Here is a 24,841-nt window from a genome sequence, read left to right on the forward strand (position 1 = left end):
GCCGGTTCAGCGACCGGTGGATCCGCGGGGTCTCGGGGGGGCGCCTTGCCTGCGCGAGCTTCGGTTTGGGGGTGTGCACGGCCACGAGTTTGGGCGCGGTCTGTCACCCTTGATATACGGTGTGCCTCACCCCCAAATCCGTGGGGATATGCTCGGGCTACTCTAGCTCGTCTGTATTGCGGGCTGCCGGGATCGGCGGGATGAAGGCGCAGTCGTTGCGCGACAGGCAGAGGTCGGATGACAGCGTTTGCCCGCCGGAGTTGAAGTACTGCGCGACCATGTTGAGCATGAAGTAGCCGATGTCGAAGGTGCGTTGACTACTGCAGCCGCACGGGTCGTCCCCGGTCTCGGTGCACTCGCTCAGGCAGCGCTTGATCAGCTGATCGGCGGTCCAGCCCGGCTTGTCGAAGCCGTGTTGGCCTTCGGGGCGGGTGTACGGAACGATGTGCGCCGACTTGCCCCCTAGCAGGTCCTGCCCCTCGAAGCCGATGTGCATGGGTACCTCGGCGCGCGGGATAGCGGAGCCGTACAGGTCGTTACCACCGCTGAAGTTCTCGATGTCGAGGTGAACGCCGTTTCCTTGTGGATCGGTGTAGCGCTTGAGGGTGTTCACCCCTTCGGTGGTGTAGGTGTCGATGTAGTGCTGGTTGGCAGGCTCGCCGAAGCGTGGGTCGTTCTCCAAATAGGGAACAATGCCTGAGGAGCGACCCACCAGGATGCCGCCGCTAACGGGCACGGCGGTGTCACCCATCGTGGTGATGATCAATGCGTGCGTGCCTGTTTGCTCCCCAGTGGCGCTGTAGACCAGCGGCTCCCGCTGCCAGTATTGCGCGAGCACCGCAGGGTCGCTGGGATCCAGGATCATCTGGCTGAGGCCGCTCAAGCGGCGGAAGTCCGGGTGCCCACGGCGCAAGCCAAGTCCCTCCATGAGCGCGACGAGTGGTTCCCCAGGGGAATGAATCGTCTCCTGGAAGTTGAACTCCTTCTCGAACTGCTCCACCACGCGGTAGGGCTCGGCACCTTCACGCAGCTCGCAGTCCTCACTCGGCAACACCTGAGGACCGGCGTAGAACTCGATGCGTATCGGATCGCCGACGTCGGTCTCATTCGAAGCGCGGACGATGCCGCTCGGCTCGACGAAGGCGCAGCGACGCTTGCCGTTCCGCTGGTTGATCACGACCATGGTGTCCCAAGGCTTCACGCCGGAAATCGTGGCGATGGGATATGTGGCGTCGTCGTTCAAGTCGGCCACGATGGTCTCGAGCGCCATCTCACCGGTGTCTGGGTCCGTCGTCCCGACGAAGAGCGGGCCCATCACGCGCAAGATGAATGCTTCGGGCACGCCGCTCTGAGTGGAGCGCGGTCCCAGGTCCGCGTAGCCGCCGCCACCAGACACGGGCGCGATCGCGTCGATGCCTGGCTCCACCCCGCCGTTGACCATGGCCATGATGCCGCCCAAGGAGCCACCAAAGTAGAACAGCGGCGAGTCCGCACCGATGTCGACGCTGCCGTCGCCGTCGAAGTCGCCAGCCAGATCAGGCTGGCCGTCGCCGTTCGTGTCGTGTGCCCACTTTGCGCTGCCATCGAAGCCGCGCAGGATGCGCACGAGCTGCATCGTGTCGACGGCGTACTGGCGCACCATGTCTCGGGTGTGGAAGAGGTATGAAGTCCAGAAGTCGGCGCCGCTGTCCTTGGTGCCGTCGTTGTTCTGATCTCGCGCGCGATCCAGGAGCAGCGCGTCGCCGGCCGCTTCGATGCCGTAGCCCTTCAGCAGGCCACGTGCGAGGAGCTGCTCGGTGCTGTTTAGGCTGAGTCCATGAGATGGGCCATCGATGCCCAGCACCGCAAAGCCATGGCGTGCAAAGAAGCTTGAGAACGACAGGACGTCGAAGCGATTACCCGTGTAGCCGTGCCCCAGCAAGATCACGGGCACCTGCTTCCCGTCTTTACGTGCGGAAACTTCTTTGCGCGGGATGGATAGCGTGAAGTAGACGTCTTCGCCGTATCCGGGCGCCTTCTTGGTGCTCAGGTCTTCGGGCCACACCTGGTCGTCTAGCGGGAGCTCCTTGCCGTCGCTGTCGTACTTCGGGAATAGCTGAGGTGAGACATAAGAGCCGATGCTGTAGTAGTCGATGTTGTAGGTGCCATCGATCAGCTCCTGCAGCTCGACACCAGGGTCGGCGCCGTTGAACTGCTGCTGAATCGCCTCGAGCGCGGGCTTCCACACCTCACCGTAGAGCAGTTGCGGCTTCTTCATGCCTGGGAAGGCATCCGCGTCCCGCATTGGGTACAGCTTGGATATTTCTGCAGGGAAGTCCGTTGCGAGGTGTGCCTGCGGGCCTTCGCCGTACAGGCCGTTGCGCACCGCTTGCCAATCCGCGCGAATTGTCTGCGTGGTGAAGGAGTACGTAAAGGCGATGTCGGAGAGCGTGATGCCCTTCGGTAGCACCTTCAGCAGCGGCTGAAGCTCTGCGGTCTGGCCATTGTGATTGATGGTGCGGTATGGCGACCCGACGGGTTCGCCGTTGACGTCCAAGATGCGCCGCGTGACGACCACCGCATAGCGAGTGTGGTCCTCGAGGGGCACGAGCGGTCGGGCGATCAGTGTGTTCGTTTGACGTTCGTAGAACGTCATCAGGGCATCAGCCCGACCCGCCAGGTTGTCTGCCGCTGGGCGCGTGCCCGGGCGGTAATTCGGGCTGTCGAGCAGACCGTCGGCGTCGGTGTCCTCAGGCGGATCCAACACCCCGTTGCCGTTCGTGTCCTCGCCCGAGTCGAGCACGCCGTTGCCGTTTGCATCTTCCCCGGCGTCGAGTCGCCCGTTGCGATTCGTGTCCTCATCCGCCTCCTCATAGAAAAGTGAGACGGACGCGCGGCGCGGGTCGTTCTTCCAGTAGAGTTCCTGGCGCTCCAGCACGGCAGGGTAGTTCCCGTTGCCGATGTCCAGGTGCTGGATCTCGCCGTAGTGCTTCGAGCTCGGCGTGATGTTGATCACATAGATCGCGTCGTCGTCCGTCGCGTAGTCCACGTCGTCGTGACGGCTGACCACGCTCTGGATGTCGATGGGCCCGGTGAAGGGGACGACGATGGGCATCAGCACGCCCCAGCCATCCATGCGGTCGAGGCGTTGCCGGATGCGCTCTTCGAAGCCCGTGGGAGCGACCATCGAGGCGTTGATGCGGCGACGGGTTGGCGATGTCTCGTCGTAGCGCGTGGCGATGTCGTTCGGCAGCGCGAGCTCCGGCAGCGGACGATGGAAGAAGTCCATCTTCACTTGCGTGTGCGAAGGGGGTGCCTCCGCGAGGCCCTCGGGTTGCTGACCGCAGCTCCCGGCGGTCAGCGCGAGCGCGCTCACTGAGAGCACGCCGATGGCGGTGCTGATGAAGCGACGGAACAGACGCGGACGCGTTGCGTGACTCTTCATGGCTTTCAAATCCTCGTGTCCAGCAAGAGGCGCATGGCACCCACGGTCGGCAGGTGTTGGCCATCAGTCTTCGAGAAGGCGTCGCCCGGCGTGAAGACGCCGCCCTCAGCGCCCAACGTCCCCTCCATGCCGTTTAGGTTGACGCGAAAACGCAACCCCACATCGTATTCCGTCCCGAGCACGTGGCTCGACATCGCGCCGAGGGCGTTGCGCGCCGAGCCACCACCAATGACGCGACTGTTGAACGGGTCCGCTGGCAGGCTCGGTGCGAACGCGAACAAGGCGCCACCGTACACCTCGAAGCCGTCCGTGGGTCGGACGCGTAGGCGGGGGAAGACGGCGAGCGTATTCGTAGCGCTGCCACGGGTCGCGATGCGTTCGCGATCCTCCGCGGGCACGCCGACTAGGTTGGTGTCCGCCGCGGTGACCACACCTCGAGCGGTTTGGGCAGCCAATACGTGGCGATACAGCAAGAGGCCCATCTCATAGTTTGGATCCGCGCGGAATGCGTGCTGGTTTGCGTCGTCGAGATCGGAGTCGCCGGATGCGTAGAGTACGTCGACCACGGAGCCGAACAGGCCCGCGTCGAGGTCTGCTCGCAGGGCGATGCCCAGCTGGCTGACGTCGTGCTCGGTGAACGCGGTGCTCGGTGCGAGCTCCGTGGTGCCCGTGATGTAGGCCGCCTCGGCTTGGAGGCTAAACCAGGCTCCGCGCAGTTGGTGCTTGGTGCGACCGTAGATATCGAAGGCTGTGACGTGGGTCTCGTCGCCGTCTTCCGCTTCCTGCTTGCGGAGCGCTCCGTAGAGACCAATGCCGTGGGCCTTACCCTCACCCAAAGAAATCGCTGCAACGACTTGCTTTGCCTTGTCGCCAGGCAGCAACACGTCGTCCCCCGACAGCAGGTCTGGATCGACGAGGTCGCCGCCAATTGCTGCTACCAGGCCCAGATCCGTGTGAGGGCCCGTAGCGATGAGCGCCCGCAGCACCCGGTCTCCAGAGATCGGGTCGGCGAAACGCGCCGTGCCCGGAGCCCAGCCGTGTGCGCCGTCATTGGCAACCAGCCCGAGGCCCCAGTAGCTGGTCATCCAACCAGCGCTGACATGTAGGGCCCGCCCGAAGGAGAGCCGGGCATAGGCCTTTCGCAGCTCTTGATCTCCCGCACGGTGGCCAGGGTACAGCTCGAGCTCTCGGGTGACCGAGTCATCCAAGGGATTCGAGTCCCCGCCGACGATCCCGGTGTAGAGATCGTGCTCGTACACCAGGTCGAGGTGCATCGGCAGCATCCCCAGGCCACTGGAGTAGCGGGAACCGAGGCGCGCCCGCGGACGGAAGGTCGTGCCCTCCGAGTACTCGTTCCCGTCGCGGTCGACCTGAAAAGCGGACACCGACTCGACGGTGAGGTGCCCGTCGAAGGTCACCTCGAATTGGGTGCAATCCTCGCTTTCACTGCCGAATTGCGGGCGATATTGTGTTTCGTCGCCGCTCAACGAGAAGCTTGGTGCTGGTCCCGGACCAAGCTCGGGTTCGGAGCGGCAAAGCGCCTTGACCGCCAAGGCCCTGGCTTCGCCTTCCGCTGTCGATGCTCCCTGGGCGTTCGAAGCGCTCGTTTGCGCTCCTGCCACCGCAGTCCACGAGCTCAAGCTCAAGCAAAGCAGACCTAACCACCTCAGTTTTTTCATCCGGAATCTCTGTCGCGTCGGATCTCGCGGTGCGTCGCGTGCGCGCTACCCGCAGGACCTTCAAGTCCTCGCGGAAGCGCAGCGACAACGAGCCAACCCCAGCTCGTCCCCCCGCTGTCACGCTGCTTAACAGAAAACGGTCGTTCGGTTCAACGGCAGTGGAGCGCGGTTCGAAACCCTATCGACACATGGAACGCGCATCGACCTCCCTGCTGGCGCAAACAAATCGCGGTCGATTTTTCGGTCAGGTGGCCGAGGTGGCGGGCCCACATCGCGCGAATTCCCCTGAAGCTGCCGCTAGTTGCAGAGCACCTACAGGGACGCCGAGCGGCTCCGAGGTGTATACCTTTTGCCACACCCCTTCCTTGACGCACTGCTCAACCTGAGTCTAGATCAGGGCTCGTCGTCGGGCAGGACGGCGCTTGATGCTTTCCAAGCGGAGGTGGGCTCCGCTCGGAGTCGGAAGGACGAGCAAGAAACGACGAAGAAATCGCGCCCCCAACGGGACTTTCTCTGTGGAGGCGTGAGGTGACTTGAAGACGGGGGACACCGCCGAGCTAGTCGGCGCGGACAATCACAACGCTCGAATGTTCAACCCTCACTCGGACCAAACGCCCGCTCGGAAAACTAGCGAGAGGGACTTAGGGCCGAGTCTTCGAAAAGCCCAGCCCGCGAGACCACTTTTTCGCGCAATCCGAAGCGCGGACACATAATCGCCACCGACTGGTGGAACCCCTCTCTCGCGAGCCGAAGCATCTCCCAAGGACTGTCGATGAGTAAGAAGCTCAGCTGGCTCCAAGTCTGCCGCTCCCAAGAATTCTGCGGAAAGTGGGTAGCGCTCGATAACTGCCGATTCGATGAGGCCACCCTCAAGCCCGTGGAGGGAGACGTCGTAGACTGCGACGAAGAACTCCCGGCGCTGTGCGCCCGCATGCGTGAGATGGGCCGCTCCTCGTGTTCCATCGTGTTCTGCGATGGCGACGTATACGTGGAGACCCGGCCTCAACAGACTCAGGACGCGCCAATCCGCACCGATCGCCCAGCCTGAGAGCCGGAGCGCTCAGGCAGCGTCTTCGATGACGCACCTCAAACGACGCTCATCCCGTGGGCGTCGTTTTGCATTTCGCGCGCATCCTCTAGCGGATTTTCGGCTTCACGACGGCTTTGCCGTCTTTGACCACGACGTCGAAGTCGATCTGCTTGCCGCGATGCTTCGCCTGGAGCTTCTGGTAGCTAGCATCGAGCTGCTTCTTCAAACCGCCTACGCTCACGCCCGATTGCTCGTTTAGCTGCTTCTTTGCGGCCATCAGCTTGGCATGAACCGCTTTGACCCGGTCTTCGCTGAGCCCGCCGGGGTTCGCGGCTGCGGGCCGCGCTTGGGCAGCAGGTCGAGCGGCAGGCGCCTGGCGCGTAGCGGGACCGCCGAAGATTTCGCTCGCACGAGCGGAGCCACCGATTGCCGAGCGGATTGGGCGCCCGGGTTGGGGCGCTGGGGCCTTTGCTGGGCCTGGTCTTGCGGGCTCGACGCGGGGGGCGGCTGCAACTGGCCGAGGTGCCGGAGGCGAGGCTGGCGCAGGGCGCTGCTGGGCGGGCGTCGCGGGCCGCACTGGGGGCGCCGCAACTCGGCCGGGAGGTGGGCGCGGTGGTGCTGCGCTTGGGGCTGGAGGCCGAGCTGGAATTGGCGGCCGCTGGGGCTGAGCGCGGGGGGCGCCGGGAACGGGAGGGCGCGGGGCAGGGATCGCCCGGGCTGGGGTTAGGCGACTCGGGACGCGCGCTGGCTGGGGATCGAGGTCCAGATCGTCCAGCTCGAGGCGGTCGAGCGCCGCAGGCCTTGCCGCGGGGATCTTTGGAGCGGTCGGCGGCTCCGCGCGTGTAGGCGCTGCTTTGGGCGCCGGAGGTTGCATGACTGCTTCGAGCGCCCGTTTGGCCTCCGCAGCGAGGTCCAAGTCACCATCCATCAGCGCGGCGAGGTCGTCCGCGGCTGCGTCCATCGCATCCTGGGCGGCAGCAGCTCGCTCCGAGCGCCGCGAGTCTGGGCCCGCGCTCGATGCATCGCTTCCCATTCGCCGCTCAGCGCGAAGCATCTGGCGCTTGTAGGTGCCATTCTCGATCTCGCGGCAGATGCGCCCCCAGTGTTGCTGGAAGGTGTTGTAGCGCTGGATCAGAGTCTGCAGCTTGAAGCGCCGCGCGGTGTTGCGGATCTTGATCTTGCGCAGCGCCCAGAAGCGTCGGTCCACGTCCTTGCGTGCGACCTGGGGCTCGATCTTCTCGATGCCCAGAAAATACTGCTCGTACAAAGCGCGCAGCCGGTCGAGTCGGTGCTCGAGTTCGTTGATCTGGATGTCGAGCTCGTCAGCGTCCAATTCGGTGTGCCCAGTCAGCCTCTAGAATACTGATGCCGACGACTCCATTACAGCGGAGTGATGGTGAGGTTGTCGAAGCAAAGCTTCGCATCCCAATCGTTGAAGCCAAAGTGATCGTGGTCCGATCCTACTAGCGGCCGTGGATCCGTGTAGCTCAAGATGAGGACCTCGTTCACCCACCAATTGACGGTCTTCCCGTCGCTTCGCTCCACTTTGAAGCGATAGGTCTCACCTTGACGCACCTTCGCTGTGCGCACTTCGGTGCTCGCGGGATCGAGGCGGACCTCGGGGCGATTCGCTGCGTGCTCATCGATTCGAGCGAGCACGTGGAACTGGTTGTTCCACCCCCCGAAAATCGTGAGGTAGCTCGAGGCATCGTTGTACGAGGTGCCGCTCGCAGCTCCGAAACCATTGCCCCAGCACTCCGACTTGATGTCCCCCGCTGGTGAGTAGCTCGTCGCCTCGAACTCGATGCGGGCGTTGGTGGGGAGGCGCCGCTTCAGCCAAGCTGGGTGGTTGCGCGCTCGCTCGACGCAGAGCCGGCCTTCCTCCATGCGCCACGCGGCGGAGGTGGCTCGCCATTCGTTTCCGATCAGCTTGCGGTTGAAATCGTCCTTGTACGGACCTTCTAGCACCGGATCCTTGTCAGCCCCGTTGGCCCGGCTCTGGACGACGGTTTTTGGTGTCTCCTGGCGCGGCTTGGCTGCGGCCGTCGTCGTGGGCTTTGCCTGATGGTTCTTGGTTTCGGTGTCTTGAGGAACGCAGTGCAGGCAGCAAGCGCCGGCCAAGCAGAGCAACAATCGCTTCACAGTCGGGGATGCTAAAGGACCGTGAGCGGTTGTGGTACCGGGAGCTAGAGCATGCAGCCCGTTCTCCTGCACCTTCGCTGGTTCACCCAGCCCACGAGCGTGGCTTGGGTGTATGGAGCGTCCGCTCTGGTCGCGCTCGCGTTTGCAGGGATGGTGTGGCGTCAGGGCAGCCGTGAGCCCCGGCGGCTCGCGCCCTGGGTGATCGCTGCTGCGCTGTTGGGCATTCTGGGCGCTGTGAGGCGTCACCAGGTTCTGCCCCCCATGGAGTTCGTGGTCACAAGCAGCGGCGCGTCTCTGGTGCTTGCGGCCGTCACGGCTTGGATCCTCACTTTGGGCCTGGTGCAGCGCGCGGGCGGCGGAGCGGAGCGGGCAGGCAGCGCCTTCTTTGTCGCGGCCGCGGCTGGCTTGCTGAGCGCCCGCTGGGTGTACTTGCTGGCAAATCCCTCCGCCGTCGTGCACTGGGCAAGCTGGCTGTCGGTTCGAGGGGGTGGCTTGCTTGGCTATCCGGGGCTCATCGTGGGCCTTGGAGTGGGTGCCTGGTGGGTCGCTAGGGGCCGTGACGGGAGCGCCGGAGCGATTGCCTCGCGGCAATGGCTCGACGCTGCGGCGCCCGCGGTTGCGCTCGGCGCCGCGGTAGTGCGCGGCGGTTGCTACTTGTTTGGCTGTGACTACGGCCGCCCACTACCCGCGGACGCAGCTCCGGTGCTCCAGCAGCTCGGCACGTTTCCCCACTGGCAGGCCCACACCCTGGACGGTTGGGGCTCGCCGGCCTGGGTGGCTCAGGTCAACGACGGCCTGCTGCCGGACGTGGCTCGCGAATCGTTGCCGGTACACCCAACTGAACTCTATGAGGTCTGCCTCGCGCTGATGCTCTTTGCGCTCCTGGTTTGGCTACGACCCCGCTGCCGCCGACCCGGCCAGGTGTTTGGCGTGTTCGTTCTGGGGTATGCCTGGCTCCGCTTGAGCTGTGATTTGTTGCGTGGTGATCCAGAGCGCGGTCTCTTGGGACCAGCGATCGAGGGGCGCCTGCTTCTGGGGTTGGGCTGGATTGTCTGGGGGCTCTTGGCCGGGATCGCCGCAGCGCAGTTGGTGCGCGATGCGCGCTGGCGATCGTCGCTGCGGATTGCGCTCTTGCTGCCTGGCCTCGTGATGCTCGTAGTGCGTATCGGTCGGCACCCGTGGGACCCGTTGACGGTCAGTCTGACTCAGTGGCTCGCGTTGCTCAGCACCGCTCTGTGCGCCTATGGCTTTCAGTGGTTGGAGCGCCAACCAAGCGTGGCTGCTCCAGAGAGCGATGCGGGTGAGCGTGCGTAGGCGCTGCGCCCTCACCTGCGGCGCGGCACTGACCCTCTGCGTCAGTTACTGCCTCGCGGAACCGGTTCGCGTTCGCTACCGCGCCCCCGATGCGTGTCCCGACGAGCAGGCGTTTCTGGCCCGCGTGAGAGCCCACACACAAGAGCTCGAGATCGCGGATCCAGACAGCCTCGCGCGGGTGCTAGAGGTCAGGATCGAAAGTGACGGGGAAGGCTACGTCGCACACCTGGAGTTCGTCGACTCGCAGCGCGAGCAGGTGTCCCGAAATATCAGCGGAAAAGACTGCGGCGAGCTCGCCGACGCGCTGGCGCTGAACCTGGCGTTGCTCGTAGAAGCTGAGTCGAGTCCCCCCGAGGCGGTGCCGGAGACTGCGCCTGATGACGAAGCTGCGCCGCCGAGGCTCCCGACCCAAGCCCCGAAGCCTCTATCTCCGACACCCCCGAAGCAGCCGGCACGCGCGCAGCCTTCAGCGGTATGGAGCTTGGGCTTTTCGGGCCGCGCGAGCTCTCAGATCGCCCCAGACCCGAGCTACGGATTGGCCTTGGGTCTTTCGCGCCTCGCCTTTTGGGATCCCCAAGGAAATGACCCAGCTGGAGGGTGGCGGACCACGCTCGACCTCAACTACCAGGACTCGGGTCCCGTGACGTTCGAGGCGACGAGCGTGCGCTTTCGATTGTTGGGGGTGAGGGGCGCGCTGTGCGGCGGCGGGACGCTGCGCAAGCCCGTCTTCGCGGAGCTGTGTGGAGCCGCAGAGCTCGGCTACTGGGCGGCGAAAGCCGAGCGCTCCGAGCGCCTGCGCACGGCTCGCTCAGGTGCGGCGACCTGGGGGGCCCTGGGCGTTCCTCTGACCGCTGGGGTGGCCTTCGATGGACTCCAGGTCTTCGTTGCGGCGGGGCCCTGGTTCCCGTTGAACCGCGAACGCTTCACCTTTTCCCGCCCAAGCAGCGTGGTCCACGAGGTACAGCCTGTCAGCGTGAGCGTGGATTTGGGCCTCCGACTCGCGTTCTAGTGAGGCGAATCTGTGATTCGCTGAACAAGTCAACCCAGCGTTTCCTCGCTTCTTTCGCGTTTTGGTTTTTTTCGTGATCCAAGACCGCCCCTGGAGGAATCACCCTGGGTGAGCAGCTCGTCCGCCACCCAGCGCGCCTCGGAGGAGGACTCGATGCACGGCGTCGTTGCTCCTCAGCCGACGGGGCTCAGCGCGGAGCAGCTCGTGCGCTCGCACTTCGACTTCGTGTGGCGACTGTTGCGACGCTTCGGACTGAGTTCAGGGGACGCAGATGACGTTGCTCAGCAAGTGTTCGTCGTCGCGTGTCGCAAGCTCGAAGCGATTCACGCCGGGCGAGAGCGGGCGTTTTTGTTTGGAGTTGCCAGTCGCAGCGCGGCGCGCTTCCGCCGCGACCAAGGACGGCGGGGAGAAGAAGAGCTCTCCGACGACGTGTCCCTCGACGCGCCGGGCCCCGACGCCTTGGTCGATCAACGCCGCGCCCGCGCACTGCTAGACGAGATCTTGGAGCTGATGCCCCTGGATCTGCGTTGCGTGTTCGTCTCGTTCGAGATCGAGGAGCTGAGTTTGTCTGAGATTGCAGAAGGTCTAGCGATTCCTCGAGGAACTGCGGCTTCGCGCCTACGGCGGGCAAGAGAGGACTTCGAGCAGCGTGTGAAGCGCGCGGAACTAACGCGGGCGCACGCCAGCCGAGGAGGAAGTGATGACTGATCCCGAACGCCTGTTGCAGCGTGCGGCTCGTGGCTCGGCGGTCGATCAGCTGCTCCGCGCCGGGGCAGAAGAGCGACCAGACGGCGCTGCGCTGCGACGCACTTTGGCTGCGGTGGGTGCTGGCGGTGCGCTGGTTGGGGTCGCTGGCGGCGCACAAGCGGCGAGCGTTGCGGGCGTTTCGACTGGCTCCGGTGCGGTCGCGGGCGCAGCAGGCGCCGGTGCTTCAGGGGCGGCTGCGGGCTCAGGCGCTGCGTTAAGTTCAGGCGCTGCATTGAGCTCAGGCGCGGGTGCTTCGGGCGCGGCGGCTGGAAAGGCCACGGCGGGTATGCTGCTCTTGAAATGGGTCGGAGCTGGCGTACTTGCGGGAGGCGTGGTTACCGGCGCGGCTCATGTTGCCTCGGCGCCTGAACCTCAGCAGGCAGCAGCGCCCAGCGTGGCCCGCGCGCCAGAGCCCCGTGTCGCCCCAGCGCCGGCGGCGCCGCCACGCGAGCAGGCTGCGCAGCCGGTCCAAGCTGAGGCGCCTGGCGTTCCACATCGTGCGCCAGCGCCTTCCGAGACCAGCCCGGCGGCGTCGGTCGTAGCGCCATCTCAGCTCAGCGCGGAGCTCGCGGCGCTCGGGCGTGCCAAGGCTCTGGCGGTCGGCAATCCGGGGGTCGCGCTGCGCGAACTGGAGAGTTACTTCGCTAAATTTCCGGGTGGCAAATTGAATTACGAGGCGTGCGTCCTCGGCATGCAGGCGGCGCGCCGTGCAGGTCAGCCGGAAGTGGCTCGCCGCTACGCGCGCCAGGTGCTCGCGTTTCAGTCTGCGGGCCCACAGGCGGATCAAGCCCGGTCGCTGCTCGGCCAGTGACTGAATGGGCACTCAGCAAAGTTTTTGTGATCCGGTCACGTACCTCGAGGCATGAGCAATCATGACAAAGCACACGCCCTTCATCCTTTTGCTCCTCGCGGCTGCCTGCAGCAACACTACGGATCTCGGTAGCGGCCAAAACCAAGGCAACCTATCCGACGGTGAAGTAATCTGCCAGCGCGTCAGTGAGTTGCCGTGCGGAGTCAGCGAGGCTACGTGCATGAGCGGACTCGCCGATCAGGACGAGCTCGCCGCCAGTAAAGGCTGTACCGCGGAAGTCGATTCGATGCTCAAGTGCTTCCGCGACCAAGCATTCATTTGCGAAGATGGGGAAGCCGCTACCCATGGCTGTCAAGCACAGCAGGACGCAGCAGGGACGTGCATCTTCGGCAACGTGAACCACGGTTCGTGTGGTGGCTCGGGAACGGGAGTTCCCGGAGGCGCCCAAACTTGCGACGCATCTTGCGATGATGGCGGGCAAGCCTCGTGTGCGGGTGACGGCGACGCAGTGAGCTGCATCTGCCAGAAGGGGCCACAAGCCGGGCACGAGTTTGCGCTGTTGTCGTGTCAGGACCTGGAAACCGCTTTCCTCACGGAATGCTACACCGGGACACCCGCGGGGAGCGGCGCGGCCTGCGGTGGCTCCGGGACCACGACCACCGATGGCAGAGACCTTTGCGACGCGAGTTGCACCAACGGCGTCGATGTCAGCTGCGAAGGCCCTGAAGGTGGTCCCGTGGTGTGTTCGTGCGGCAGCAGTGGTCGCGAGTTCGCACTGACCAGCTGTGACGAGCTGCCATCCCGTGTGCCTGCCGCCTGCGAATGAGCGTGTAACCGTTCTCCCTCGAACCGGCTAAGTTACTTGAATCATGGAGGTTTTGTTCGTGGCGACCCAGCGTGACTTGGACTGGGACAGGCTGCCGCGATGTAAGATTTCAGACCCCTGACGCGTTCTCGGATGACTTGCTAGCCACCCCCACACGTCTATAGGCTAGCCTCTCGCTTCTGGGCGGCTCGCCGTCCCAAACCCGACACACGTCAGGGAGCTTCACGAATGCGTACATCGCTCAAGATCACGACGGTCGCCGTCCTCGCCAGCTCGCTGGCCATGGTGGCATGCCGCAAGAATGACGAAGAGGAACAGGCTCAGACTGCCGGCTATCAGCAGCAGCCTGGATACCAGCAGCAGCCCGGCTATCAGCAGCAGCCTGGCTATCAGCAGCAGCCCGGCTATCAGCAGCAGCCCGGCTACCAGGCCCAGCCCGGCGCGACGACTCCGCCCGCTGGTACTGCGCCGCCTGCTGGCACCGCGCCCGGCATTCCCGGTCTCCCCGGCATGCAGCAGAGCAGCGGCGGTCAGGCACAGGCGCTGGATCCCGCCGCTGGTGCGGTGGCGCAGCCCATCCTGCAGCAGCTGGCCGCAGGCTCCGTTCCCCCCGGCGCCAAGGCCGTTGGCTCGGCGCTGGTTGGCAACTTCCAGCAGGGCCAGACCCTCGAGTCGCAGATCCAACTTCAGCCCGGCAAGTGCTACACGGTCGTTGCCGCGGGGATGCCCCCGGGTGTCACCGAAGTGGATGTGCAGTTCGTTGCGGTAAGCCCCATCCCGGGAATGGCTCCGGTCATGGCTCAGGACAACGCCCAGGGCTCTCAAGCAGTGCTCGGCCCGAACCCCGATTGCTACCGCTGGGCGCTACCCGCGGCTGCACCGGTGAAGCTCGTGCTGACCGTGCGCGGCGGCTCCGGTATCGCGGCGGCTCAGGTCTACGAGAAGTAAGACCGGCACCTGCACAAAAGCTGCGAAGGCCGAGGACATCAGTCCTCGGCCTTTTGCTTTGCTCATTCTCGCTTGTGGGCGCTTCAGTCCGAGGCCCCGCGCTGCCGCCCCCGCAACGCGAGACGCCAGGCCATGGACGACCAGGCGGCTCGAAACGGATGGGATGGTACTGCTCTGTGGGGTGTGTCCGGCGGTGACGGCAGCGCGAGGTTCGAACGGCTCACCACGTCTCTCTTCTCTTCGTTACTTGATCTCCTTTTCTAGCGCATCCAGTTGCGCCTCCAGGTTGCTGGAGTTGATGTCCTTCTCCGCTTCGTCTTCGAAGTCTGCTTCCGTGGGGATTTCGATGCTGTCACTCACAGCGGCTGCGGTGCTCTCGGTGGTCGCGGCCGCGGCGGTCACTCCCGGCGGCTCGCTGGGACTTCCGCTCTTGTCGTTGCAGGCGATGGTGATCGGTGCAGAGAGCGCCAATCCAAGGAGTACGAAGGCGCGGGGGCTCACTTGGCGCCTCCCTTCAACGCCTTCAAGCGCGAGGCGTGGCGGCTGTTCTCTTTGGTTTTGAGCGTCTGAGCACGCTTGACGAGGTCGCTCTTGTCCTCGTTCTTCGCCAAGATCTCCAGACGGTTCAGCTTGGCCATGCGCGCGGCGTGGAGGTTCAACTCCTGCTTCACTTCGGGGCGCTCGACGTCTTTGCCTAGCTCCTGCTTCAGCTCCTTGCGGCGCTTCTCTCTGCGCTCCGCGCGCTTCGCCTTGTAGCTCTCCCACTCGGGAGGCTGGGGCCGCTTCCCCTCGGGTTTGTCCTCGGGTTTGGCCCCGGGGGTGGACGCGGGTCGGTCTTTCTCTGCCTTCTCGTCGGGGCGCCGATCGTCTCGGCGATCCTTGTCGTCTCGGAGACGCGCCTCGGGTTTGGCTTGCTTGTCGTCTCTGGGTGGGGGCTTCTTGTCGGTTTGATGCTGGGGTGGGGGACGCTTGTCTTCTGCAAACGCGGGCGTAGCAAAGCTCAAGCCGACTAGGCAGAGCAGGCACTTGAGTGCGGTACGGCTGGTCACGGGGGCTCCTTCAGTTTCCGAGAGGAAACATTTTCTGGAAACGCGGTGGCGCCGCCTTCAGTGGCTGGTGAATGGCGGCCTGGGGTGTTGTGAAGTCGACAACCCAAGTGCTCGTGGCGTTATTCAAAAAATTGAACGGCGCCGTACTCGAGTCGGTGCGCTAACGCCGAAGCCGCGCGCCTTGTCCTGATCTGAGTTCCGCCGTGGCGATTTCGCCGCGCTGCGAATCGAACTCTCACAGCAAGGAGATCTGCATGACGTTTTCACGCATTGCTGGTGTTGTTCTGCTCACGTTGAGCGCAGGCTGCACCGTCAACACCACTCAGGCGCGCCCCTCACCCCCTCCTCAACCAACGGTTGCGAATGCAGCACCGGCGCCCGCGAATCACGCGGAGCACCGCCAACCCGCGGGATTCAACGACCGCAATGACGGTTGCAGAGACAAGCGCCCAGGCGACGCCTGCAGCAACCGTGGACAAGCGGGGCGTTGCTCTACGGAAAGAGGTAGGCAACTCGAGTGTGAAACTGGTCAGAGCGCGCGTCCCGATCATCGGCGCTGACTAACGCCACAGCCGAGTGAGCTGTCTTCGGGGCGGCTCACCCCACACTCACTTCGACGATCGAAGGTGATCGTGAGTCTTCGACAACAGGAGACATGCATTGATGAACAGCATTCGCATCAGCCTACTCAGCCTTGGCCTCTTCGCGTTCGCGTGCGGCGGAGGACACCCACCTCCTCACGGCCCGCACGGCGGGAAGCCGCCGGAAGAGGCCTTCAAAGCGTGCGACGGCAAGGCAGCCGAGGCGGACTGCTCCATGGCTGGACCGGATGGAGAGAGTCACCTGGGAAAGTGCAAGGCGCCTCCACCCGACGCCAAAGACACGCGCCTGATGTGCGCACCTGAGGGCGGCCATGGCCCAGAGCACCACGGTCCACCACCACAAAAATAGGCGCTATCTCGCCGGCGCGCGGTCGTCGCCTCCGCTGATGTTGGTCAAAACAGCGCGGAACTGTGCGACGGCCGTTCCAGCGCGCGAACAATCGACGACTTCGGCTAGCCGAGCCCTAACGCTCTGCGATGCTCAACCGTCTTCCACGGTAGCGGATGGTCGATTGATCTCGGATGCAGTCACAGCGGATCTGGTACGCCGGGTTCAGCGAGGTGAGCCTCGCGCCTTCGAAGGTCTGGCCAAGGCTTACCTCCGAGCGGCGTACTCCGTGGCGCTGGCGATCGTACGGCGACCGAGCGACGCCGAAGATGTCGCTCAGGATGCGTTGTTGATCGCGTTCGAGCGCATCGACACCTGCCGTGAGCCTGCGCGCTTCGGAGGGTGGTTGATGCAGATCACCCGCAATCAATCACGGAACTTCTTGGACCGTCGTCGTCTAAGAGACGTGCCGGCGCAAGAGCCCAACGAGTTCAACATTGGCAGCCAAGCCGCGGACGATCGCGGTCCCGAACGCGCCAAGTTGCTCACTGCCCTCGAGTTGCTCAGCGAAGCCCAGCGCGAGGTCGTGCTGCTGCATGATCTCGAGGGTTGGACCCACGCGGAAATCGGCCGCGCGCTGGAGCTCTCCGAAGTGATGAGCCGACAACATCTATTTCAAGCCAGGCGCGTGCTACGAGGCGCACTGGAAGAAGGCGCCGAGGGGGCGCCGAGACGCAAAGCGGGAGGAGCTCAATGACTGATTTCGAACGCATCGATCTGTCGAGCCTCGACCCAGCGCGCAATGCCGAGCGCTGGCAGCTCAGGCTCGATGAAACCGTGCATCTGGCGATTCGTGCGCGCAATCGTCGCATGACCGTTGGCCGCCAGATCTACATATGGACCAAGCCGCTGCTCGGCATTGCCGCGGGGATAGCTGGCATTGTGTGGACTGGCGCGCTCCTCAGCGGCAGCGCCCAAGACACGGCCACGGCGGAAGACCCTCACGCCACCCTCAGCGCCTGGGCAGCGGAGGGTGAGGTGCCGTCATCCACTTCCAAGATGCTGCAGGTGATGCAGGAGCTGCCGGCGCAGGCTGGGGACGAGCATGAGTGACGCGGAGAGCCACGTGAGGCCTACCACGGAGCCGCGCAGCGTGCGGCTCGTGACGGCGATCTTGCTCGTCGTCACCTTTGCTGCCGGGACGCTGACGGGCGTTGGAATTACCGTGTGGTTAAAGCCGGGGCATCACGGTCATCCGCCACCCCCGAAGTTCGGTCCGTTGCCTCTGGAAGACCTTGATCTCTCCCAGGAGCAGCAAGCGAAGGTGAAGGCCATCTTCGATCGGCACCGCCCGGAGATCGAAGCCGCGGTGCGCGAGACCTTCCCCAAGGTACAGGCGATCAACGAGCAGACGGAGCGTGAGGTGAAGGAGATCCTCACCGACGCCCAGAAGCAGCGCTTCGAGGAACTGAAGAAGCGCCGCAAGCACCGTCCCCGTCCGCCGGGTGAGCCCTGGATGGGCCCTGGCGGTCCCGGTGGGCCTGGCGCTCCTCCGCCGCCAGACGGCAACATGGCTCCCCCTGCGCCCCCTAGCGCCGACGCCCCGCTCCCCGCACCCTCGGGTTCCTAGCGAGAATCGCCTGCTGAACTGGCACCGTAGCGATTCCCTGCGGATTTAAGCGTTGCTTGCTCTCGATGGCCAAGCGGGTTTTTGGGGGGTGAGGTGAGATGTGCACCGTCACCGCTAACACAAGGCCTCGGTTGGTTGTCCTCTGTTCAACGACTCAAGCCGTTTCGCAAGGAGTTTGGCATGAACATCAGGACCAACGTCACGCCCTTGGCGTGGCTCATCACGGGCTGTCTAGCGCTCGCCGCGTGTCAGCAAACAGCAGACACTTCCACCAGCAGTCAGGCACTCGAGAACAGCGAGCGCACCGCGGCTGATCCCAGCGCCAGTGACGACGCGGATCCACCTCCACCTCCCCACGGTCATCACCATCGCGGTCCTCCGCCAGAGGCGATCAGCGCCTGTACGGATCTGGCGGTCGACGCCAGCTGCACCGTCACGCTGTCGGGGCCCGACGGGGAACGCACGCTCGACGGAACGTGTCGCAGCATGCCGGCACCAGCGGACTCTGCCGCTGACAATACAGCGGTTGTGGCCTGTGTCCCTACGGATATGCCTCCGCCGCGGCATCATCGTGGCCCTCCGCAAGAAGCCTTCGACGCCTGTGCCAGTCTCGAGGCGGACGCAGCGTGCAGTGTGACGCTACCCGGGCCCGACGGGGAGCATACCATCGAAGGCACGTGCCGCACCGCGCGGGACTCGGACACTCTTCTGTGTGTGCCGGTTCATCCGCCGGGACCACCACCTGGGCCGCCTCCGGGCGCGCCAGATGGCGACGCGGAGGAATGACGTTCAACGCCGTCGCGAGGTGTTGCGCTCGTGGAGGATGCGCAGCCCATACAGCGTGAGCGTGTCGTCCACCGTCTCCAGGCTCGTTGTGTGCTGCGCGATCAACGTCGCTAGGCCACCGGTCGCGATCACTTTGCACTCGAAGCCCAGTTCATCGATCAGCTTCTCCACGAGGCCGTCTACCAGGCTCGCGTAGCCGTGAACGATCCCTGACTGAAGCGAGTGCGTCGTGTTGCGACCCACCACCTTCGGAGGGACCGCGATCTCGATGCGCGAGAGCTTGGCGGCGCGCCCAAGGAGGCCGTCCAAGCTGACCTGGATGCCGGGCACGATGACTCCCCCGAGGTACTCCGCCTTGGGAGAGATGCAGTCGAAGGTCGTCGCGGTACCGAAGTCCACCACGATGACTCCCGCGCGGATACGCTCGAAGGCAGCGACGGCGTTTACGACGCGGTCCGCGCCAACGTCTCGCGGGTTCTCGTAGAGGATGCTGATGCCCGTCTTCAAGCCGGGCCCCACGACTAGCGCTTCGCGGGCGAAGGCGTGGCGTACGGCATCCATCATCACGTCGGTGAGCGGAGGCACGACGCTCGCGATGATTGCCGCAGAGACCACGCTCGGGTCGATGCCGCGCAGGGCCAACATCTGGCGCAGCAAGACGCCGTACTCATCCGCAGTGCGAGCGCGAACCGTTTCCGAGCGGAATGTCTGTACGAGGTCTTCGTCATCGTACAATCCGAAGGCGATGTTGGTGTTTCCGATGTCTACGGCTAAGAGCATGCTTCCCTCATTGTCAGCGTGGTCACTGACCGGCGATCGTGGCCTTCTGGATCACGTCCCCCTCGACGACGCGGTCCCAGTCCCCGGTGGCCTTGCCGAGCAATGGATAGCCACCGTCGAGGCGGGGAAATTGGCCGAGAGTGACGAAGAGCTGGCTCGAGGCGGTGTCCCTGCCGCTCAGCGCGAGTCCGATGCCCAAGCGACCGAACGGGACCGGTGACGTCTCACAGCGTAGCGGCTCGCCTTCCGCGCCACCGTAGCTGTCGCTGCTCGGGTCACCGAACTGCACCACGAAGGCCGGCACCACGCGGTGCATCGTCAGCCCGTTGTAGAAGCCCTTTTGCACGAGCTCCTGGATGCGCGCGACGGATACCGGCGCGAGGGTCGGATCCAGCTCGAGGCCAAGCTTGCCCGTGTCTAGCTCCAGGTTCACCACGAGCTTGTGATCCGGACGCGGTAGCTCGAGGGCTGCGATCGACTTCGGCGCGCTGAACTCGGTGCAGCTAGCGCGCTTGTTGCCCGCAGTACGCAGCGCCTTCTCTGCGTGAGAGCGCAAAGTCGCGTTGGTGGACTTGCAGTAGCCCTGTACTAGCTTCTCTCGCTTGGAGGCTTGCTTGGTGTCTTTTAGCGAGACGGCTGCCAGGGCATCGAGCAACACACCGGTGATCTCAACCTGGCTTGGATCGCGCTTCTGCTCCAGAGCGCTGAAGAGTGCCGCGACGACCTCCGGCTCTGGCGCGAACTGCGCACCTTCCTCTTCGGCTTTGCTCCCGCGGTCCGGGTGGGCCGCCAGGATCTCGGCCGCCACCGCGACGACTCCCGGCTCCTTGGCCTTGAGTGCTTCCGTAAGGATTCGATACTGGTCCGCAGCCTCTGGGTGGCTTGCCAAGAGGTTCAGCGCGCCTTCGCGCACACGGCGATCGCTATGCTTCGTCAGTTCGTGCCAGCGGATATAGCGGGCTCGAGTGAGTTCTCCGCGATCCAGCACTTCGAGGACGTGTTTTGCCTTCACGTAGGAGTCGTCGGGATCACACTCGACGAGCTTGGGATAAAGGCTCCGCGTGCCGGCGACACGCGCCGCCGCGCTACAGCGCAGCAAGATGGCGCGGCGCCGTTCAGGCTTCTTCTCCGGAAGCGGCAGCTCCGCCAGGGCCTCGAGAGCTGCCTGAGCGGAGCGCAACGGCGGTCGTAGGCCACTGAGTAGCTCGAAGATGAGCGCGAACTCCGGCTTGCCGAGGCTGGCCGTGACCTGAGTTTGGTCCTTCGCGAGAGCGGCCAACGCGTCGCGCAGTGCATTCTGTCCTGCGGTGTCTAGCTTGCCGAGTCCACGCGCCGCCTCGATGCGGGCCGTCAACGGTTGCTTCGCGTCGGTGACCACACGGTGTAGCTCCGGCGCTGCGTCTGGGCCGCTGCGGGTCAGGGCACGCACGATGTAGACGCTCTGACCCGACTTCGGGTCGACCTTCTCGAGCAACGTATCAGCTACTTCGCGGATACGCTTCGCGACGCTCGCGCTCTCGGGGTCGAAGTGGCCAAGAGGAGCGAGGGCGAGAGGGAAATTCTGCTCGCTCGCGAGGTCCAGCAGGCTCACCACCGTTTCCCCATGGAGCTTGTGTGCGCGGGCCGCGAGGCGTGTCAACGCGAGCGCCGCCTGCTCTCTCAGGCCCTTGATCGGCGAACGTAGCCAGGCGTTCAACGTAGCCTCGGCTTCGACACCGCCACAGCGCGCCAGCCCGTCCGCGAGGGCCGTGAACGGTTCGAGTCCTTCGGCGTTTGGAGTTACCGAGTCGAGGGTCACGCTGAGGCTCGCCGCTCGCGTCACCAGCGCGCGTACGGCAGCGAACTGTTGACCTTCACAGCTGAAGCCGACTCCGTACGCCGCCCACGTGACCACCTCCGGGTCTTCGTCCCGCAGCCGCTCAATGAGTTGCTTGAAGGCCGTCTGATCGGCGATGCGCGCCAAAGCTCGCGCCGCCGCACGACGCACCAGCGGGCTCCCGTGTCGTAGGTCAGCGGCCTTGACGGCGCTCGAGTCGCGCTGCTGCTCAGCGAGCAGTAGTGCCTTCAGGCGATCAGCGACCGCCTCGCTTGGTGCTTCTTCGTCGTCCGCTGCCTGCCCTGAGCCGGCCAAGCTGGTCGCCGAGGGCGCTTGAGAAGCCGCGCCCGACGCGCTCGCGCTGGCACCGGTGCCTTTTTCCTTGTGGCAACTCAAGATGAACACAGGGACGCAGAGCGCTACGCCCCAAAGCTTCGAGGACGGAGTCAAGCAGAGCTCCTCGCGTCCGCTCTTCGGGACAAGTAGCGATCCAGCGCGGACTTGAAGAGCTCCGACAAGGAGCGCTGTGCTCGAGTCGACGCCGAAATGGGGGAGCGCGCAGGGTGCTCAGTGACACGCAGGCCGTGGTCGCGAAAGAGGCCTGCCGCGCGGCGCATGTGGAAGTCGCAGGTCACCAAGCGGATGTGGTCGATAGCGTGCGCGTCGAGCAGCGCTCGGCTGAAGAAGGCGTTCTCGCGAGTGGAGCAGGAGCGAGCCTCTTCCAAGATCAACTCACCCGGGACACCTAGGCGCTCCAGCTCATGGCGCATCGCCTGGGCTTCGCTGATTCCCTGCCAGCGCTTTCCCCCAGAGACGATCACCCAGCGTGCTCCGTGTTCGCGGAATACCCGGGCTCCTCGGGCCAGGCGCCGCTTGAGCGCACCGCGAACGTCGCCGCCAGGTTCGACCCGACAACCGAGGATCACGATGGCTAGCTCCGCGCTCATGCTCGCCGGACGCTATAACCGATCGCCATCGAGTGGCAATTCAGGCGCCGCGATGGCGTGTCTGTGTCCGGTGAGCCTGGACAATCCCGCGTCGTTTTGGCGATTTCTCGCGGTGTGCGCGCGGGATCAGCCACGCGTGAGCCTGCGGACGGTCTCAATCAGGCGCTCATGGTTCAGCGGCCCGCACAGCACTTCGACTCCGCTCGTGTCGCCGAGGTCGTCCGCGCCTTCACTGACCAGGAGCACGCCTAGCGTGGGCGCGGCCTGGCGTAGGGTCGCAAGGGTTTCCGCTGCTATCGGCGCACGCGCCACGAGCACGTTCGTCACAGTCGCTTTCAACACTGCGGCTGCTTCCGCGGGGTTATCCGCTGTACTCACTTCGAAGTGCGCGGCGCGGAGGGCAGATGCCAAGACGCGGCGCATGCTGGGATCCGCATCGAGCACCAACACGCGGCTCGCGTCAGAGATCGGCGCGTTGAGTTCGATCACCGCGCGCGTGCCTCCCTCTTCCCTCGGCTCGAGGCGTACCTCGCCTCCGTGATCGCGTACGATTTGTGCCGTGATGGCCAGCCCTAAGCCGGTGCCTGAGCCATGGGGTTTGGTGGTGGTAAAGGGCTCGAAAGCGCGGTCTCGGATTTCCTCAGCGAGCCCTGGACCATCGTCTTCCACCAGAATTGCCACGTGGCCTTCTGTGGGGTGCACTGAGAGCCGCACCTTGCCGCCTCCTAGCGCGGCCGCATCGACGGCGTTTGCCACGACATTGACCACGGCTTGAGCCAAACGAGGGGGGTCGTGCGCCAGTGAAAAGGCTGGCACGTCGGCGATCTCAAGCTCGACTCCGCGCTCCTTGGCCCGAGGAGTCACCATGCGCAGCGCGAGGGCGATCGTCTTGGCGATAGGGGCAAGCTCGAGGTTTGCTCGCTCTCTCCGGGCGAAGCCGCACAGATGCTGGACGAAGCTGCCGATGCGCTCTGCCGCGACCTCCATATCGTCCGCGGCTTCTGCCAGGTCGAGATCGCCGATCTGTTCTGCGATCTGTGCGACGTATCCGGTGCTCGCGCGTATCACCGCCAACGGGTTGTTGATCTCGTGTGCCATGCTCGCTGCCATTCGACCGACCGTAGCGAGTCGCTCTGCGTGTTCGAGCTCCCGTTCGAGTTTTCTCCTCGCGGTAACGTCGAGGGATACTTCGGCGAAGCGCAGCGCGGTGTACTGGGTGCTGGGGACGGGTGAGAGCGAGAGGTGCACCACGATGTCCAGCCCTTGCTTTGTGCGGCGCCTGACCTCGGTAACCTGGCGTTCTCCGCGGGCGAGGCGCTCATGCGGAGCGCCTCCCGGTTCCAACACGTCGATGGTGCGGCCGATGATCTCCCCCGCTTGGTAGCCGTACAATGTCTCGGCTCCGTGGTTCCACGACAGGATTAGCCCGTCGTCGGAGACGCCGATGATCGCTTCGAAGCTCGATTGCACCAGCAGCGCAAGCTCGTCGACGTGGGCTAGCAGCGAGCGTCTTCCACGGTCCAGCTCAGCGAGTTCCACCTCTCGCGTGAGGAGCTCCGCGAACTGGGCGGCATCGAATGGCTTCGCGACGAGGGGCGCTGTGAGTCTCGGGACGATGCCGTCTGGGTCTGCCATCAAGTAGACGCGGATCCAGGGGTGATCCTCGCGGATCTGTTCGATGAAATCTGGGATCTCCTCGAGCTCGGTGTCAGCGACGAGCACCATCGGGGGGTTCAGCGCGACGTTGCGCCAGGCCTCGTCCACGGAAGCGGCCCAAGCGGCAATCAGGCCTGCTCGGGAGACCGCGGAGCACAACGCTCTCGCGGCTTCTTCATCGTCGGAAACGACCAATACGCTCAACTTGCTGCCTCGTCAGTGTGCGCTTCGCGGGATGAAAAACTGATTGGCAGGGTGTTTTTCAACACCCTGCTAGGTCGTCGAGTTTGGCTTTGGCATCGTTCGCCCAGTCATCGAATGTGCCGTCCGCAAACCAGTTTCTCAGCTCTTCAATGCTGGTCTTCAAGCGCTCCCGGGTTGGGCTCGGCGCGCTGCCCGTCTGAGTGAGCTTGCTGACCAACTCATCGATCGCTTTGCGGATGACACTCGCCACTCGTGCGGCTCTCCCGCTCTCACTTGCGTTCTTCAGCAGGGTCTCGATGAGTTCGAGGCTGTTTTCCTGGGTGAGCGTGACGGTGTTCTCGAGCTGCTTTGGGATCTCGAGGTCGGAGCGCGTGGTGGTACGGGCACGGGAGCGCATGGTGTCCATCCGCATCACCTCCAACAGCGCAGTGCCCACGGTGAGGACATCTCCTGGTTGGACGCCGGTGGGGCCTTTGATCAAGTTGCCGTTGACCCTGACACCGTTGGTGCTGTTGAGGTCGGTTACCGTGAGCCCGTCGCTTGTCAGTCGCAGCGCGCAGTGTTCTCTGGAGACCAGGTCGTCGCTGATCACGATGCTGCAATAGGGGCTGCGTCCGAGGATGGTTTCCCCCCGGCGGATGGGGAAACGCGTTCCCTTGTATTTCACCCAATAGGTACTCACCGCCCAGCCTGAAAGGATAGCCAGAGGCGGCCGTCGAACGGTATCGAAACCTCGCCGGGTAAACCTGCCTCAGCCGTTGGCCGCCGTCGGTTGTCGCTGGCCTGGTCGGGTTCGGTCGCAGCCATCTCCACATCGAAACACCGATACCCGGGTTTCTCTCGAGTGTTCTGTGCAGGGGTGTTCTGCGGGGCGACCCAACAGCTCGGTGGACAGCGCGAACAGGCTTGAGCCGGTGCCTCTAGGTGCCGGCTGGGGGCGCGTGTAGGTGTGGGCGCGTTTTCGGGCGCCCGGCCGAGCTACTACCATTGGCCCTGGTTTCTCCTTGGGTTGCCTGCTAGAGCGGCCTATCCCGCGAATTTCCAACGATTGTCGTTTGTTCGCGCCTTCCTTGGGCGAATTCGGATACTCACCAGCTGAGGCCGACACCGCGG

General features: G+C 64.6%; 23 protein-coding genes. 12 read left to right on the forward strand and 11 right to left on the reverse strand.

All coding sequences use genetic code 11. The features are described from left to right. Positions 1-157: 157 nt before the first annotated feature. Together H6718_22095 and H6718_22100 are read right to left on the reverse strand one after the other, a co-directional pair. Positions 158-3,424, reverse strand: a complete 3,267-nt coding sequence (locus H6718_22095) for a hypothetical protein (protein MCB9588115.1) — start codon at positions 3,422-3,424, stop codon at positions 158-160. Between the two features lie 5 nt (positions 3,425-3,429). Beyond that, positions 3,430-5,046 (reverse strand): hypothetical protein, encoded by a 1,617-nt coding sequence (locus H6718_22100; GenBank protein MCB9588116.1) that lies wholly within the window; start codon positions 5,044-5,046, stop codon positions 3,430-3,432. An 829-nt stretch (positions 5,047-5,875) separates the two neighbouring features. Between H6718_22100 and H6718_22105 the strand changes: the two genes are divergently transcribed. Continuing rightward, positions 5,876-6,151, forward strand: coding sequence for a hypothetical protein (locus H6718_22105; GenBank protein MCB9588117.1), 276 nt, complete (start codon positions 5,876-5,878; stop codon positions 6,149-6,151). Positions 6,152-6,239: 88 nt separating this feature from the next. On the opposite strand, the gene H6718_22110 is transcribed toward H6718_22105, so the two are convergent. Continuing rightward, on the reverse strand, positions 6,240-7,466 hold the full coding sequence (locus H6718_22110; protein ID MCB9588118.1) for a hypothetical protein: 1,227 nt from the start codon (positions 7,464-7,466) through the stop codon (positions 6,240-6,242). Between the two features lie 47 nt (positions 7,467-7,513). Beyond that, positions 7,514-8,275, reverse strand: a complete 762-nt coding sequence (locus tag H6718_22115) for a hypothetical protein (protein MCB9588119.1) — start codon at positions 8,273-8,275, stop codon at positions 7,514-7,516. Positions 8,276-8,326: 51 nt separating this feature from the next. Between H6718_22115 and H6718_22120 the strand changes: the two genes are divergently transcribed. The 6 genes from H6718_22120 (at position 8,327) to H6718_22145 (ending at position 13,930) form a co-directional block, all read left to right on the forward strand. Next, complete coding sequence (locus H6718_22120; protein MCB9588120.1) at positions 8,327-9,589, forward strand: prolipoprotein diacylglyceryl transferase; 1,263 nt, start codon at positions 8,327-8,329, stop codon at positions 9,587-9,589. After that, positions 9,582-10,598, forward strand: a complete 1,017-nt coding sequence (locus tag H6718_22125; protein MCB9588121.1) for a hypothetical protein — start codon at positions 9,582-9,584, stop codon at positions 10,596-10,598. Before H6718_22120 ends, H6718_22125 begins: the two co-directional genes overlap by 8 nt. 108 nt (positions 10,599-10,706) lie before the next feature. Then, positions 10,707-11,306, forward strand: a complete 600-nt coding sequence (locus tag H6718_22130; GenBank protein MCB9588122.1) for a sigma-70 family RNA polymerase sigma factor — start codon at positions 10,707-10,709, stop codon at positions 11,304-11,306. Then, positions 11,299-12,156 (forward strand): hypothetical protein, encoded by an 858-nt coding sequence (locus H6718_22135; protein ID MCB9588123.1) that lies wholly within the window; start codon positions 11,299-11,301, stop codon positions 12,154-12,156. The genes H6718_22130 and H6718_22135 overlap by 8 nt, the downstream gene beginning before the upstream one ends. A 61-nt stretch (positions 12,157-12,217) precedes the next feature. Continuing rightward, on the forward strand, positions 12,218-12,982 hold the full coding sequence (locus tag H6718_22140) for a hypothetical protein (protein MCB9588124.1): 765 nt from the start codon (positions 12,218-12,220) through the stop codon (positions 12,980-12,982). Positions 12,983-13,210: 228 nt separating this feature from the next. Then, positions 13,211-13,930: a hypothetical protein gene (locus H6718_22145; protein MCB9588125.1), complete on the forward strand. Its 720-nt coding sequence runs from the start codon at positions 13,211-13,213 to the stop codon at positions 13,928-13,930. A 243-nt stretch (positions 13,931-14,173) separates the two neighbouring features. Here the strand turns inward: H6718_22145 and H6718_22150 are convergent, their stop codons facing one another. Both H6718_22150 and H6718_22155 read right to left on the reverse strand, forming a co-directional pair. Beyond that, positions 14,174-14,431: a hypothetical protein gene (locus tag H6718_22150; protein MCB9588126.1), complete on the reverse strand. Its 258-nt coding sequence runs from the start codon at positions 14,429-14,431 to the stop codon at positions 14,174-14,176. Beyond that, positions 14,428-14,979 carry a hypothetical protein gene (locus H6718_22155; GenBank protein MCB9588127.1) on the reverse strand — a complete coding sequence of 184 codons (552 nt, stop codon included), beginning with the start codon at positions 14,977-14,979 and terminating at the stop codon, positions 14,428-14,430. The genes H6718_22150 and H6718_22155 overlap by 4 nt, the downstream gene beginning before the upstream one ends. 663 nt (positions 14,980-15,642) lie before the next feature. Between H6718_22155 and H6718_22160 the strand changes: the two genes are divergently transcribed. The 5 genes from H6718_22160 (at position 15,643) to H6718_22180 (ending at position 18,325) form a co-directional block, all read left to right on the forward strand. Beyond that, positions 15,643-15,930: a hypothetical protein gene (locus H6718_22160; protein ID MCB9588128.1), complete on the forward strand. Its 288-nt coding sequence runs from the start codon at positions 15,643-15,645 to the stop codon at positions 15,928-15,930. A 163-nt stretch (positions 15,931-16,093) separates the two neighbouring features. After that, positions 16,094-16,666 (forward strand): sigma-70 family RNA polymerase sigma factor, encoded by a 573-nt coding sequence (locus H6718_22165; GenBank protein ID MCB9588129.1) that lies wholly within the window; start codon positions 16,094-16,096, stop codon positions 16,664-16,666. Next, on the forward strand, positions 16,663-17,022 hold the full coding sequence (locus tag H6718_22170; protein ID MCB9588130.1) for a hypothetical protein: 360 nt from the start codon (positions 16,663-16,665) through the stop codon (positions 17,020-17,022). The genes H6718_22165 and H6718_22170 overlap by 4 nt, the downstream gene beginning before the upstream one ends. Then, on the forward strand, positions 17,015-17,539 hold the full coding sequence (locus tag H6718_22175; GenBank protein ID MCB9588131.1) for a periplasmic heavy metal sensor: 525 nt from the start codon (positions 17,015-17,017) through the stop codon (positions 17,537-17,539). The genes H6718_22170 and H6718_22175 overlap by 8 nt, the downstream gene beginning before the upstream one ends. Before the next feature lie 180 nt (positions 17,540-17,719). Further along, positions 17,720-18,325 carry a hypothetical protein gene (locus H6718_22180; protein ID MCB9588132.1) on the forward strand — a complete coding sequence of 202 codons (606 nt, stop codon included), beginning with the start codon at positions 17,720-17,722 and terminating at the stop codon, positions 18,323-18,325. Positions 18,326-18,328: 3 nt separating this feature from the next. Here H6718_22180 and H6718_22185 read toward each other — a convergent pair whose 3' ends face one another. The 5 genes from H6718_22185 to H6718_22205 all read right to left on the reverse strand — a co-directional run bounded on the left by H6718_22185 (position 18,329) and on the right by H6718_22205 (position 24,410). After that, the gene (locus H6718_22185; protein MCB9588133.1) at positions 18,329-19,105 is read right to left on the reverse strand and encodes a type III pantothenate kinase; all 777 of its coding nucleotides are present in this window, start codon (positions 19,103-19,105) and stop codon (positions 18,329-18,331) included. A gap of 22 nt (positions 19,106-19,127) precedes the next feature. Further along, positions 19,128-21,371, reverse strand: a complete 2,244-nt coding sequence (locus H6718_22190) for a peptidylprolyl isomerase (GenBank protein MCB9588134.1) — start codon at positions 21,369-21,371, stop codon at positions 19,128-19,130. Beyond that, positions 21,368-21,868, reverse strand: a complete 501-nt coding sequence (locus tag H6718_22195; GenBank protein MCB9588135.1) for a YdcF family protein — start codon at positions 21,866-21,868, stop codon at positions 21,368-21,370. Before H6718_22195 ends, H6718_22190 begins: the two co-directional genes overlap by 4 nt. Positions 21,869-21,994: 126 nt before the next feature. Beyond that, on the reverse strand, positions 21,995-23,728 hold the full coding sequence (locus H6718_22200; protein MCB9588136.1) for a PAS domain S-box protein: 1,734 nt from the start codon (positions 23,726-23,728) through the stop codon (positions 21,995-21,997). A 58-nt stretch (positions 23,729-23,786) separates the two neighbouring features. Beyond that, complete coding sequence (locus H6718_22205; GenBank protein ID MCB9588137.1) at positions 23,787-24,410, reverse strand: FHA domain-containing protein; 624 nt, start codon at positions 24,408-24,410, stop codon at positions 23,787-23,789. Positions 24,411-24,841: the final 431 nt, after the last annotated feature.

The sequence above is a fragment of the Polyangiaceae bacterium genome, assembly GCA_020633205.1.
In the GTDB taxonomy this organism is placed as follows: domain Bacteria; phylum Myxococcota_A; class Polyangia; order Polyangiales; family Polyangiaceae; genus JAHBVY01.